Annotated in this window: 13 protein-coding genes and 1 rRNA gene; 4 read left to right on the top strand and 10 right to left on the bottom strand. The window is 73.6% G+C overall.

The window, feature by feature from the left end; genetic code table 11:
- The 3 genes from V7793_RS23445 to V7793_RS23455 all read right to left on the bottom strand — a co-directional run.
- Positions 1-861: NAD kinase (locus tag V7793_RS23445; protein WP_336009555.1), on the bottom strand; the 861-nt coding region annotated here is incomplete at its 3' end.
- Between the two features lie 77 nt (positions 862-938).
- Positions 939-1,754: a TlyA family RNA methyltransferase gene (locus V7793_RS23450; protein WP_336009572.1), complete on the bottom strand. Its 816-nt coding sequence runs from the start codon at positions 1,752-1,754 to the stop codon at positions 939-941.
- A 13-nt stretch (positions 1,755-1,767) separates the two neighbouring features.
- A complete protein-coding gene (locus V7793_RS23455; RefSeq protein WP_336009557.1) occupies positions 1,768-2,115 on the bottom strand; it encodes a hypothetical protein in 348 nt (115 codons plus the stop codon).
- Between the two features lie 68 nt (positions 2,116-2,183).
- Here V7793_RS23455 and V7793_RS23460 point away from each other — a divergent pair, with 68 nt between their 5' ends.
- The gene (locus tag V7793_RS23460; protein ID WP_168095712.1) at positions 2,184-2,531 is read left to right on the top strand and encodes a sterol-binding protein; all 348 of its coding nucleotides are present in this window, start codon (positions 2,184-2,186) and stop codon (positions 2,529-2,531) included.
- A 30-nt stretch (positions 2,532-2,561) separates the two neighbouring features.
- Here V7793_RS23460 and V7793_RS23465 read toward each other — a convergent pair whose 3' ends face one another.
- The 3 genes from V7793_RS23465 to V7793_RS23475 all read right to left on the bottom strand — a co-directional run bounded on the left by V7793_RS23465 (position 2,562) and on the right by V7793_RS23475 (position 5,644).
- Entirely contained in the window at positions 2,562-3,371 is an 810-nt protein-coding gene (locus V7793_RS23465) for an ABC transporter ATP-binding protein (protein WP_336009559.1), read from the bottom strand.
- A gap of 99 nt (positions 3,372-3,470) precedes the next feature.
- Complete coding sequence (locus V7793_RS23470) at positions 3,471-4,499, bottom strand: FecCD family ABC transporter permease (protein WP_336009561.1); 1,029 nt, start codon at positions 4,497-4,499, stop codon at positions 3,471-3,473.
- Between the two features lie 80 nt (positions 4,500-4,579).
- Positions 4,580-5,644, bottom strand: coding sequence for a FecCD family ABC transporter permease (locus V7793_RS23475; protein ID WP_443057971.1), 1,065 nt, complete (start codon positions 5,642-5,644; stop codon positions 4,580-4,582).
- Positions 5,645-5,714: 70 nt separating this feature from the next.
- Here V7793_RS23475 and V7793_RS23480 point away from each other — a divergent pair, with 70 nt between their 5' ends.
- Positions 5,715-6,749, top strand: a complete 1,035-nt coding sequence (locus tag V7793_RS23480; RefSeq protein WP_336009563.1) for an ABC transporter substrate-binding protein — start codon at positions 5,715-5,717, stop codon at positions 6,747-6,749.
- A gap of 65 nt (positions 6,750-6,814) precedes the next feature.
- Complete coding sequence (locus V7793_RS23485) at positions 6,815-7,642, top strand: siderophore-interacting protein (RefSeq protein WP_336009565.1); 828 nt, start codon at positions 6,815-6,817, stop codon at positions 7,640-7,642.
- Positions 7,643-7,814: 172 nt separating this feature from the next.
- Here the strand turns inward: V7793_RS23485 and V7793_RS23490 are convergent, their stop codons facing one another.
- Complete coding sequence (locus V7793_RS23490) at positions 7,815-8,846, bottom strand: HAD-IIA family hydrolase (RefSeq protein ID WP_336009567.1); 1,032 nt, start codon at positions 8,844-8,846, stop codon at positions 7,815-7,817.
- 75 nt (positions 8,847-8,921) lie between these two features.
- Between V7793_RS23490 and V7793_RS23495 the strand changes: the two genes are divergently transcribed.
- Entirely contained in the window at positions 8,922-10,238 is a 1,317-nt protein-coding gene (locus V7793_RS23495) for a DUF1015 domain-containing protein (RefSeq protein ID WP_336009569.1), read from the top strand.
- A 94-nt stretch (positions 10,239-10,332) separates the two neighbouring features.
- Here V7793_RS23495 and V7793_RS23500 read toward each other — a convergent pair whose 3' ends face one another.
- The 3 genes from V7793_RS23500 to rrf all read right to left on the bottom strand — a co-directional run bounded on the left by V7793_RS23500 (position 10,333) and on the right by rrf (position 12,671).
- Positions 10,333-11,133, bottom strand: coding sequence for a hypothetical protein (locus tag V7793_RS23500; protein WP_336009575.1), 801 nt, complete (start codon positions 11,131-11,133; stop codon positions 10,333-10,335).
- A gap of 50 nt (positions 11,134-11,183) precedes the next feature.
- Entirely contained in the window at positions 11,184-12,392 is a 1,209-nt protein-coding gene (locus tag V7793_RS23505; RefSeq protein ID WP_336009571.1) for a hypothetical protein, read from the bottom strand.
- A 162-nt stretch (positions 12,393-12,554) separates the two neighbouring features.
- Positions 12,555-12,671 (bottom strand): 5S ribosomal RNA (gene rrf / locus V7793_RS23510).
- Positions 12,672-12,755 lie beyond the last annotated feature (84 nt).

Here is a 12,755-nt window from a genome sequence, read left to right on the forward strand (position 1 = left end):
CAGGCGGTCCGTGAAGGACGCGTGGTGCAGCCGCGCCAGGCGCACCGGCACCGCCCCCCGCCGCACCTCCACCCGCGCCCCCGCGGGCAGCTCCACCGTCCGCCGGCCGTCGCACCACAGGACCCCGTTCGGGGTCTGCGGCTGGACCTCCACCGCGAGGACCGAGTCCGGGGCGGTGACCAGCGGCTTGGCGAACAGCGCGTGGGCGCTGATCGGCACCATCAGCAGCGCCTCCACCTCCGGCCACACCACCGGGCCGCCCGCCGAGAACGCGTAGGCCGTCGACCCGGTGGGCGTCGCGCACACGACGCCGTCGCCGCCGAAGCGCGACACCGGGCGCCCGTCGACCTCGGTGACGACCTCCAGCAGCCGCTCGCGCGCGGCCTTCTCCACGGACGCCTCGTTCAGCGCCCAGTCGGTGTGCACCACGTGCCCGTCGGTGCGCACGAGGACGTCGAGCGTCATCCGCTCCTCGACCTCGTACTCCCGCGTCACCACCCGGTCCACGACCTTGTCCAGGTCGTCCCGCTCGGCCTCGGCGAGGAAGCCGACCCGGCCGAGGTTCACGCCCAGCATCGGCACGCCGGAGCGCCGCGCGAACTCCGCGCCGCGCAGCAGCGTGCCGTCGCCGCCGAGGACGACGAGGAGCTCGCAGCCCTCCAGGACTTCCGAGCAGTCGGGGCCGGCCTCGACCAGCTCGACCGCGGACGGCAGCGGCAGGTCGGCCGCCTCCTCGGCGAGGACCCGCACGCCGATGCCGCAGCGCAGCAGCCCCTGGACGACGAGTTCGGCGCTGCGGATGGCCGCCGGGCGGCCCGTGTGCGCGAGCAGGAAGACGGTGCGCTTCCCTCCGTCGTCCATCCCGCAGCCCCCCTGTGCCGCCGTTGCTGCCTGTGCCCCTGCCGGTGCTGCTGCCTCTGATGCTGCTTCTGAAGTCGTCAACGCGGCCCCTCCGCCACTGCACGGTCAACGTCCGCCGGGTCCAGTTCGGGCGCTCCGGCGCGCAGCCACAGAAAGTACTCGACGTTGCCCGAGGGCCCCGGCAGCGGGCTCGCGGTCACGCCGAGCACGCCCAGCCCCAGCTCGGCGGCGCGGGCCGCGACCGCGCGCACCGCGTCGGCCCGCAGCTGGGTGCTGCGCACGACCCCGCCGCTGCCGAGCCGCTCCTTGCCGACCTCGAACTGCGGCTTGACCATGAGCACCAGGTCGGCGTCGGGTGCGGCGCAGCGCACCAGCGCGGGCAGGACGAGCCCGAGCGGGATGAACGACAGGTCGCCGACGACGAGGTCGACCGGGACGTCGTCGATCTGCTCCGGCGTCAGCTCGCGGACGTTCGTGCGGTCCTTCACGGTGACCCGCTCGTCGCTCTGCAGCGACCAGGCGAGCTGCCCGTAGCCGACGTCGACGGCGACGACGTGCGCGGCGCCGGCGCGCAGCAGGACGTCGGTGAAGCCGCCGGTGGACGCCCCGGCGTCGAGGGCGCGGCGGCCCTCGACCTTCAGCCCGCGCGGGACGAAGGCGGCGAGGGCGCCGGCGAGCTTGTGGCCGCCGCGGGAGACGTAGTCGGGGTCGTTCTCGTCCTGGGTGACGACGACCGCGGCGCTGATCTCGACCTGGGTCGCCGCCTTGGTCGCGACGGCGCCGCCGACGGTCACCCGGCCCGCCGCGATGAGCTGGCTCGCGTGCTCGCGGGAGCGGGCGAGTTTACGGCGCACGAGCTCGGCGTCGAGTCGGCTGCGTCGCGGGCGGGTCACTGCCACGGGTGGTTCAGCTCCTGGTGTCGTACGAAGCGGGGGCGCCCGGGGCCGCGGGTGCCCCGGACGGGCCGGGGCTCCGGTCGAGCGCGCTCAGCGCCTCCCGCAGGCCCCGGTGTACATCCTCGTACACCTCCAGGTGGCCGCTCGCGGCGAGGTGGTCGGCGTCCGCCAGCCGGACGAGCTGCGCGTCGACGGCGGGGTCGCCGGTCGGGGTGCGCACGACGCCGAGCGGCAGCGGGCCGGGCCCGCCCGTCCCGCCGGCCCCGGCCGTCTCCGGACCCGCAAGAGCCTCCAGGTCCGCAAGCGCCTCCGGGGCCCCAGGAGCCTCCCGGTCCGCAGGAGTCATCGCATCGCTCATGGCTCCGACGCTACCCCGGAACGGCGCCTCTGCGGCGTACGCGGCCTGCTGCGGTACCGTCCCTGGTGATGGCGACGATCGAGGAGTGCCGCGCCGCACTCGACAGACTGGCGGAGAACCTCGCGGGGGCGAAGGGCGAGCTCCGCGACGCGGCCACGCCCGACCGCTCGCTCAGCTGCCACATCACCGATCTCGACGTGACCTTCACCGGCCACCTCGTGGGCGGGCACATCCAGGACGTCGAGACGCAGCAGGGCACGCCCGAGCGGCGGGCGGAGATCGCGCTGACGACGGCGGGCGACGACCTGGTGGCCCTGGTGGACGGCCGGCTGAACTTCGCGAAGGCGTGGGCCGCCGGCCGGGTCAGGGTCCAGGCGAGCCTGCGCGACGTCCTGCGGCTGCGGTCCCTGCTGTAGCCACGGCTCCGGCCGCCGCCGCGGCCGCGCTCACTTCCGCAGCGCGGCGGCCGCCCTGGACCGGCGTGCCGCCGGCACCACCAGCGGCGTCCCCGTCTCCGGGTCGTCGATGACCTGGCAGCGCAGCCCGAAGACCTGCTCCACGAGCTCGGCGGTGACGATGTCCCCCGGCGCGCCCTCGGCGACGACGCTGCCGTCGTGCATGGCGATCAGGTGGGTGGCGTAGCGCGCGGCGTGGTTGAGGTCGTGGAGGACGGCGACGAGCGTGCGGCCCTGCTCCTCGTGGAGCTGGGCGCACAGGTCGAGCACCTCGATCTGGTGCTGGATGTCGAGGTACGTGGTGGGCTCGTCCAGCAGGAGCAGCGGGGTCTGCTGGGCGAGGGCCATGGCGATCCAGACCCGCTGGCGCTGGCCGCCGGAGAGCTCGTCGACGTGCCGCTCGGCGAGGGCGTCGACGCCGGTGGCGGCCATGGACTCGGTGACGATCCGCTCGTCCTCGCGCGACCACTGGCGCAGCAAACCCTGGTGGGGGTAGCGGCCGCGGGCGACGAGGTCGCCGACGGTGATGCCGTCGGGCGCGATGGAGGACTGCGGGAGCAGCCCGAGCGTGCGGGCGACCTGCTTGGCCGGGTAGGAGCCGATGGCGGCGCCGTCGAGCAGGACGGATCCGGCGGCGGGCTTGAGCATCCGGGCCAGGGCGCGCAGCAGGGTCGACTTGCCGCAGGCGTTGGGGCCGACGATGACGGTGAACGACCGGTCGGGGATGGCGACCGAGAGGTTCTGGGCGATGACCCGCTGGTCGTAGGCGAGCGTGACGGATTCGGCCGTCAGTCGGCTCATGGTGCTGTCTCCTTGGTGAGGGGTCGTCTCCGTCGTGCTGAAGGTCTGAAGGCCGTACGGGATGCGCTGCTCACACCCGGACCGCTGTGCGTTCGCTGCTCACACCCGGCCTGCCTTGCGCTCCGTGAACAGCAGCCACAGCAGATAGCAGCCACCGAGCATCCCGGTCAGCGCGCCGACGGGCAGCTTGCCGGCGCCGAAGAGCCGCTGCGAGGCCCAGTCGGCACCGACGAGCAGGGTGGCGCCCATGACCGCGGAGGCGAGCAGGTTGGGGCCGGGGGCGCGGGTCAGCCGGCGCGCGAGCTGCGGCGCGGCGAGGGCCACGAACCCTACGGGCCCGGCGGCGGCCGTCGCGGCGGCGGTGAGCAGCACGGCGCAGGCCATCACCACGAGCCGGGTGCGCTCGGCGCGCACTCCGAGGGCGTGGGCGGCGTCGTCGCCCATCTCCAGCATGCGCAGGGCCCGCCCGTGCCCGAGGACGGCCGGCAGGAGCACGGCGACCGCGCACAGCAGCGGCCACACCTGTGCCCAGTCGCGGCCGTTGAGCGAGCCGACCATCCAGATCATGGAGCGGGTGGCGTCGACGAGGTCCGCCTTGGTCATCAGGTAGTCGCGCAGGCCGGTGAGGACGGCGGCGGCGCCGATGCCGACGAGCACGAGGCGGTAGCCGTTGATGCCCTTCTTCCAGGCCAGCAGGTAGACCGCGAGGCCGGTGCCGATGCCGCCGGCGACGGCGCCGGCCGCCACGGCGAAGGGGTCGCCGTGGAAGAGGACGATGACGACGAGCGCACCGGCCGCGGATCCCTGGCCGAAGCCGATCACGTCCGGGCTGCCCAGCGGGTTGCGGGAGACGGACTGGAAGACCGCGCCCGCCGACCCGAGAGCGGCGCCCGCGAGCAGGCCCACCAGGACGCGGGGCAGGCGCAGGTCGTGGACGACGATGTCCTGTGCGGGGGTGCCGCCGCCGGCGAGCGTCCGCAGGACGTCGGCGGGTGACATGGGGAAGTCGCCGGTGGCGATGAGGGCCACGGAGGCGGCCGCCGCGACGGCCAGGAGCAGCAGGACGACGAGGCCGGCGCGGGCGTCGACGCGCAGGGAGAGCCCGCCGCCGGTGCGGATGGTCCGCATCGTGCGCGCCGTGCGCAGCGTCCGCGTCGCCGATGTGGTCGGTGCCGTCGGTGCCGTCGGTGTCGTTCGTGCGGGCGAGCTCACTGCTGGGCCACCCTCCGGCGCCGTACGAGGTGGATGAAGACGGGCCCGCCGACGACGGCGGTGACGATGCCGGCCTGGAGCTCCCCGGGCCGGGCGACGACCCGCCCGGCGATGTCCGCGCCGAGCAGCAGCACAGGCGACAGGACGGCCGCGTACGGCAGGATCCAGCGCTGGTCGGGGCCGGTGAGGGCGCGCACGAGGTGCGGGACGATCAGGCCGATGAAGACGATGGGCCCGCAGGCGGCGGTCGCGGCGCCGCACAGCAGGGTGACGGCGGCCATCGCGAGGACGCGGGTGCGGGCGGGCCGGGTGCCGAGCGCGCGGGCGCTGTCGTCGCCGAGCGCCATGGCGTTCAGGGGCCGGGCGAGGGCGAGGGCCAGCAGCACGCCGGCGGCGATGAAGGGCAGGACCTGCCGGATAACGTCCGCGGTGGCGGAGGCGAGGGAGCCGACGGTCCAGAAGCGCATCCGGTCGAGCGCGGCGGAGTCCATCAGCTGGACGGAGTTGACGTAGCCGTAGAGCGCGTACGTCGCGGCGGTGCCGGCCAGGGCGAGCCGTACGGGCGTGGCGCCGCGGCTGCCGCCGAGGACGTGGACCACGACGGAGACGACGGCCGCACCGGCGAGGGCGAACCACACGTAGCCGCCTGCCGAGCTGACGCCGAGGAAGGTGATGGCGGATACGACGGCCGCCGCGGCGCCCGCGTTGACGCCGAGGATGCCGGGTTCGGCGAGCGGGTTGCGGGTGAGGGCCTGCATCACGGCGCCGGCGAGCCCGAGGGCGACGCCGGCGAGCAGGCCGAGCAGCGTACGGGGCAGCCGCACCTCGCGCACGATGACGCCGGCCTCGCCGTGCGCGTCGTCGAACAGGCCGTGCCAGACCTGGTCCAGCGGCAGCGGCTTGGCGCCGACGGCGATGCTCCCGACGGCGACGAGCAGCAGCAGACCGGTCGCCGCGAGCAGCCCGGCCGCCCGCGCAGCATTCCGCTTACGGCTTGCCGGGGGTATCCGCGGCGGCTGCGGACCGGTGTCCGCCGGGGGCTCGGGGGGACTGTCAACCAACACGACCCTTAGGTTAGCCTACCCTTAACTCCCCTCGTTCTTGCCTCATTCTTGAGAGAAGCGCACCACCATGAGCACCCCCCGCACCTCCACCAGCTCCTTCATGTCCCGCCGCGGTCTGCTGGCCGCGGGCGGCGCCCTCGGCGCAGGTGCCCTCGTGACGGCCTGCGGGGGCGGCTCGAAGGGCTCCTCGGACGGGGACTCAGATTCCGCTTCGGGCCCGTGGAGTTTCCGGGACGACCGCGGCGAGACCGCCCGGGCCGATCGCACCCCGAAGAAGGTCGTCGCCTTCACCGGCACCGCCGCGGCCCTGCACGACTTCGGCGTCGAGTGCGTCGGCGTCTTCGGCCCGACCATCCGCAAGGGAGGCGAGCCCGACCCCCAGGCCGGCGACCTCGACATCGGCAAGGTGACCATCCTCGGCAACGCCTGGGGCGAGTTCAGCGTCGAGAAGTACGCAGCCCTCTCCCCCGAACTGCTCGTCACCAACATGATCCAGGGCACCGAGCTCTGGTACGTCCCCGAGGAGAGCAGGAAGAAGATCCTCGGCTTCGCCCCCGCCATCGGCATCAACGTCACCAAGGTCTCCCTGACCCAGGTCATCGGACGCTACGCCGCACTCGCCGACTCCCTCGGCGCCGACCTCAAGGCGAAGGAGGTCACCGACGCCAAGGACCGCTTCGAGAAGGCCTCCGAGACGCTCCGCAAGGCCGCCCGGGACAACAAGGGCCTCAAGGTCCTCGCCGCCTCCGGCTCCGCCGACCTGCTCTACGTCTCCGACCCCGGCGTCTACGCCGACCTCGCCTACTTCAAGTCCCTCGGCGTCGACTTCGTCGTCCCCGGCAAGGTCACCGGCGGCTTCTTCGAGAGCCTCAGCTGGGAGAACGCCGGCAAGTACCCCGCCGACCTGATCCTCCTCGACAACCGCACCGCCGCCCTCCAGCCCAAGGACCTCGCCGACAAGCCCACCTGGGCCGGACTGCCCGCCGTCAAGGCCGGCCAGATCAGCCCCTGGCTCAGCGAGCCGCGCTACTCCCACGCCGGGTGCGCACCCCTCGTCGAGGCCCTCGCCGAGGCCGTCCGGAAGGCCGAGAAGGTCGCCTGACCGCCGCCCGGCAGGCCCAACCCAGTCGCCTGACAGGCGCACCCGAGCGAAAGGGAAACACCCGCATGGCCGGCACCACCCTCCCGTACCGCTTCTTCGACCTGGAGGTGCTCCGCACCGAGCGGATCAGCCCCGCCATGATGCGGGTCACCTTCGGCGGCGAGGAGCTCCGCGACATCGTCACCGGCGGCCGCGACCAGCGCTTCAAGCTGTTCCTGCCGCAGGCCGGCCAGGACCGCCCGGTCCTGCCCGCGAACCTCGACGAGACCTGGTTCACCGAATGGCGCGCCCAGGACCCGGCCGTACGGGCCTTCATGCGCACCTACACCGTGCGGGACCTGCGACAGGATCCGGACGAGATGGACGTCGACTTCGCCGTGCACGGCGACGCCGACGGACACGGCGGCCCGGCCACGAACTGGGCCCAGGCCGCGCGCCCCGGCGACCGCGTCACCGTCCTCGCCCCCGTCGTCGAGGACAACGGCGGCGTCGACTTCCAGCCGCCCGCCGGCACCGACTGGGTCCTGATCACCGCCGACGAGACGGCGCTGCCCGCCGTCGCCGGCATCCTCTCCTGGCTGCCGGCGGGCACCCCGGCCAAGATCTGGATAGAGGTCCCCCACCCGGAGGACGTCCAGGACCTGCCCACCGACGCCGCCGCGGAGATCACCTGGCTGGTGCGGGGTGCGGCGGAGCCCGTCCTGAGCGCCGTCCGCGCGGCCGACCTCCCCGACGGCACGCCCTACGCATGGCTCGCCGGCGAATCCGGCACGGTCCGCGGCCTCCGCCGCCACCTGGTCAACGACCGCGGCATCGACCGCCGCACCGTGACGTTCACGGGCTACTGGCGCCGGGGAGCCACGGAGGAGGACCTGCTGGCGGAGCTGGCCTGACGACCAAGGGCAGGCCTGTCCCGGCAACGACTCAGCTCGTCCCGGTACCGACCAAGCCCGTCCGGCGTTTGAGGACGAGCGCGTTCAGCGCGATACGGGGGTCCGGGGGCTTGCCCCCGGTTACGAGAAGGGGCGGGTCAGGGGAAGAACCCCCGACCCGCCCCAGCCACGGTCACAGCCCCAGCCGGGCCACCGCCTTGCCCGAATCCAGCTCACAAACCCCGTCCCCCGCAGCCGTCCACGCGGCAGCACAAAGCGCCCGGAGCCCGTCCACGGCCTCCCCGCCGCCCGCCAGGGCAAGCGCATCACCGTCGACGGAAGCGGTCCACCCTCCGCACCGGAACCCACCGTCCGAGACGGCCGCAACCTCCGGCTGAGGAACCAGCAACCCCCGCAGATCCTCGGCCACATACGTGGGCCGGTGCTCCGGCCGCGCCGCGACCAGCTGCGCGGCCGTCGTCACGCCGGTCAGCACCAGCAGCGAGTCCACCCCGCCCACGTGCGCGCCCTCGATGTCCGTGTCGAGCCGGTCGCCGACCACCAGCGGCCGCTCCGCGCCGGTCCGCAGCACCGTCTCGCGGTGCATCGGCGGCAGCGGCTTGCCGGCCACCTGCGGCGTCGCGCCCGTGGCTATCCGTACGACCTGCACGGCCGCACCGTTGCCCGGCGCGATACCGCGCCCGCTCGGAATCGTCAGGTCCGTGTTGGACGCGAACCACGGCAGGCCCCGCGCCACCGCGTACGACGCCTCCATCAGCCGCGACCACGGCATGTCCGGCCCGCCGTAGCCCTGGACCACGGCCGCCGGGTCGTCGTCGGCCGACTCCACGGGCACCAGCCCGCGCTCGCGCAGGGCCACCCGGAGTCCCTCGGCGCCGATCACCAGCACCCGGGACCCAGCGGGCAGCTGCTCGGAGATCAGCCGCGCCACGGCCTGGGCGGAAGTGATCACGTCGGACGCCTCGGCGGGCACACCCAGCTCGGTCAGGTGTCCGGCGACCGTCTCCGGCGTCCGCGCGGCGTTGTTCGTCACGTAGGCGAGGTGCATCCCGCCCTCGCGGGCCGTCCCGAGCGACTCGACGGCGTACGCGATGGCCTCCCCGCCCGCGTACACCACGCCGTCGAGGTCGAGCAGCGCCGTGTCGTAGGCCTCGCTGAGGGCACGCTCGCTGCCGTCGGGCCGCGTACGGGCGGTCTGATTCATGCTGTACTCGCTCCTTGTGCTGTACGTCTCTTCCACGATCATTGCTCACAGGGCCGTGAGACATAACATTTCCCAATGAGCACTCCAGGCCGAGCAGGGAAAGCAGGGCAAGGACTCCAGCTCGCCCCCTTCCGTGGGCTGCGTTATGTCCCGGAGCGGGTCGGCAGCCTCGCCGCCGTCACCTCGCCACCGTACGACGTCGTCGTACGGCCCGACGGGTTGCGTCACCTGGAGACCGCCGATCCGCACAACATCGTCAGGCTGATCCTCCCCCAGGCGGCGAGCGCCGCGGACCGGCACCGGCTGGCCGCGGACACCCTGCGCCGCTGGCAGGAGGAGCACGTCCTCGCCGCCGACCCCGAGCCCGCCCTCTACGTGTACGAGCAGCGCGGCGGCGGCATACTGCAGCGCGGCCTCATCGGCGCCCTCCGCCTCAGCCCCCGCGAGGAGGGCGTCGTCCTCCCGCACGAGGACGTCATGCCGCACATCGTCGAGGACCGCGCGGCCCTCATGCGCGGGACGGGCGCCAACCTCGAACCGCTGCTCTTCTCCTACCGCGGCAACGGCAGCACGACCGGCGCCGCGGCCGTCATCGACCGCGTCACCGGCACCGAGCCGCTGCTGTCCACGACCACCGACGACGGCTACGCCCACCGCCTGTGGTCCATCACCGACCCGCACGACCTCGAAGCGATCGGCAAGGACCTCTCCCAGCAGCACGCGCTCATCGCCGACGGCCACCACCGCTGGGCCACCTACCTGCGCCTGCGCGCCGAGCAGCCGGCCCCCGGCCCCTGGGACTTCGGCCTCGTCCTCCTCGTCGACACCGCCCGCTACCCGCTGCGCGTACGGGCCATCCACCGCCTGCTGCACCGGCTCCCGGTCGCTGAAGCCCTGGCGGCCCTGGAGGGCTCCTTCCGGGTGCGGACGATCGACGGCCCGCTGCCGGAGGCGCTCGACGCGCTGACGGAGGCGTCCGAAGCGTCTGCGGCATCCGGGGCGTCCGGAGGAGCCGGGAACGCCTTCGTCCTGGCGGGCGACGGCCGCTTCCATCTCCTCGACCGCCCGGACCCGGACCTGCTGGCCCGCGTGGTTCCCGCCGACCGCCCGGAGGCCTGGCGCACGCTGGACGCGACGGTCCTGCACTCGGTGCTGCTGGAGCACGTCTGGAAGGTGCCGGACAACCCCGAGAACATCAGCTACATCCACGAGACGGCCGCGGCCGTCAAGCAGGCCGAGCGGCACGGCGGCACGGCGGTGCTGATGCACCCGGTCAAGGAGGACGTCGTCCGGGAGCTGGCCGAACAGGGTGTGACCATGCCCCGCAAGTCCACGTCGTTCGGTCCCAAGCCGGCGACGGGCCTGGTGCTGCGGAGCCTGGCCCTGAACTGAACCGCCCCGACCGAACGAAGAGGCCGGCACCCCGGGATCGGGGTGCCGGCCTCTTCGTCACTGCCTGGTCACTGCCTCATCGCTGCCCTACGGGTCAGCGGTTGTCGTCGCCGGCCTTGCCGGAGTCAGCGGACTCCTCGGCCTGAACGGGCTTCTCGGCCTCGGCAGTCTGCTGGGGCTCGACGGGCTCCTCCGCGGACGCCTCGGACGCCTCGGAGGCACCGGACTCCTCGCCGGAGGCGACCTCGTCACCCTCGGACTCCGCCAGGGCGTCCGTGAACTCCACGCCGTCCAGCTCGGCAAGGCGGTCGGAGGCGTCCGTCTGGCCGCCCTGGTCCGCTTCGAGGGCCTTGGCAAACCACTCGCGGGCCTCGCTCTCGCGGCCGACCTCCAGCAGCGCGTCGGCGTACGCGTAGCGCAGGCGCGCGGTCCACGGCTGGACCGAGCTGGAGGCGAGCTCCGGGCTCTGCAGCGTCACGACGGCGGCCTCGGCCTGGCCCATGTCCTTGCGGGCACCGGCGGCGACCAGGCGCATCTCGACCTGGCCGGCCTTGTCGAGCTTGTTGACCTCGGGCTCGCCGGCCATGGCCAGCGCGCGCTCGGGGCGGCCCATGCCGCGCTCGCAGTCGGCCATCACGGGCCACAGCTCGACGGAGCCGGTCATCCGGCGGGCGGCGCGGAACTCGGCGAGCGCCTCGGAGTACTTGGCCGTCGCGTACGAGGCGAAGCCGGCGGCCTCGCGCACCGCGGCGACGCGCGAGGCGAGACGCAGCGCGATCCGCGAGTAGGCGTAGGCCTGCTCCGGGTCCTCGTCCAGCAGGTTGGCGACCATGACGAGGTTGCGGGCGACCTCCTCGGCGAGGCCCTTCGGCAGGCTCATGAGCTCCTGCCGCACGTCCGCGTCGATCTCGTCACCGGTGACGTCGTCCGGGATCGGCAGGCGCTTCACCGGCTCGCGGTCGCCACGGTCCCGGTCACGCTCGTCACGGCCGCCGCGGTAACCACCGGAACGGTCGTCACGGCCACCGCGGTAGCCGCCGCCACCCTGCCGGTCGTCACGGAACGAGCGGCGCGGGCCGCGGTCGTCGTCGCGGCGCGGGCCGCGGTCGTCACGACGCTCATCGCGGCGGAAGGACGGACGCTCATCGCGGCGGAAACCGCCGCGCTCGTCGTCACGACGGGGACCGCGGTCGTCGTCGCGGCGGAAGGATGGACGCTCGTCACGGCGCGGGCCGCGGTCGTCACGACGGTCGTCACGGCGGAAACCACCGCGGTCGTCATCGCGACGGGGGCCGCGGTCGTCGCGACGCTCGTCACGACGGAAGGACGGGCGCTCGTCACGGCGCTCGTCGCGGCCGCCACGGAAGCCGCCACGGTCGTCATCGCGGCGCGGGCCGCGGTCGTCACGACGCTCATCGCGACGGAAGGACGGACGGTCGTCACGGCGGAAGCCGCCACGGTCGTCGTCACGGCGGGGGCCGCGGTCGTCGCGGCGGGGGCCACGGTCGTCGTCACGGCGGAAGGACGGACGCTCGTCGCGACGGAAGCCACCACGGTCGTCGTCACGGCGCGGGGCGCGGTCGTCACGGGGGAAGGACGGGCGCTCGTCGCGGCCGCCACGGAAACCGCCGCGGGGACGGTCGTAGCCACCGCGGTCGTCGCGGCGCGGGCCGCGGTCGTCGTCACGGCGGAAGGACGGGCGGTCGTCGCGACGGTCGTCGTCACGGCGCGGGGCGCGGTCGTCACGACGGAAAGAGGGGCGGTCGTCACGGCGCTCGTCGCGGCCACCGCGGAAGCCACCGCGGTCGTCATCGCGACGGGGGCCACGGTCGTCACGGCGCGGGCCGCGGTCGTCATCGCGACGGAAGGACGGGCGGTCGTCACGGCGGCCGAAGCCACCGCCGGCCGGACGTCCACCACGGTCGTCGTCACGGCGCGGGCCGCGGTCGTCACGACGGTCGTCGCGGCCACCGCGGGAACCACCGCGGTCGTCGTCACGGCGGAAAGAGGGGCGGTCGTCGCGACGGCCGAAGCCACCGCCGGCCGGACGCCCGCCACGGTCGTCACGGCGGGGGCCGCCGCGCCGGTCGTCGCCGCGGTCGTCACGCCGGTACGCCGGTCGGTCGTCGCGGCGGGAACCGCCGCGGTCGCCACCCGAACGATCGTCGGGGTAGTTGGTGGGCATCGACGTGACTCCTGTCTTCGGGTACCGCAGTCATTCTCGCGCAACCGGACGACCGGCGCGCTTCGGCAGAAATACAAAAAAGGACCCTTGGTCCCAGCGTGAACGCTGGGACCAAGGGTCCTTGAAATATTGTTCGGCGGCGTCCTACTCTCCCACACGGTCCCCCATGCAGTACCATCGGCGCTGAAAGGCTTAGCTTCCGGGTTCGAAATGTAACCGGGCGTTTCCCTAACGCTATGACCACCGAAACCCTATCGGTTTCGAGCGAACAAGCACACTTTTCAATTAAGTGGTTCTGCTCAAACCAGCAACTGTTCGTTGCTTCAGAACTA

Source organism: Streptomyces sp. KLMMK (assembly GCF_036961605.1).
In the GTDB taxonomy this organism is placed as follows: domain Bacteria; phylum Actinomycetota; class Actinomycetes; order Streptomycetales; family Streptomycetaceae; genus Streptomyces; species Streptomyces telluris.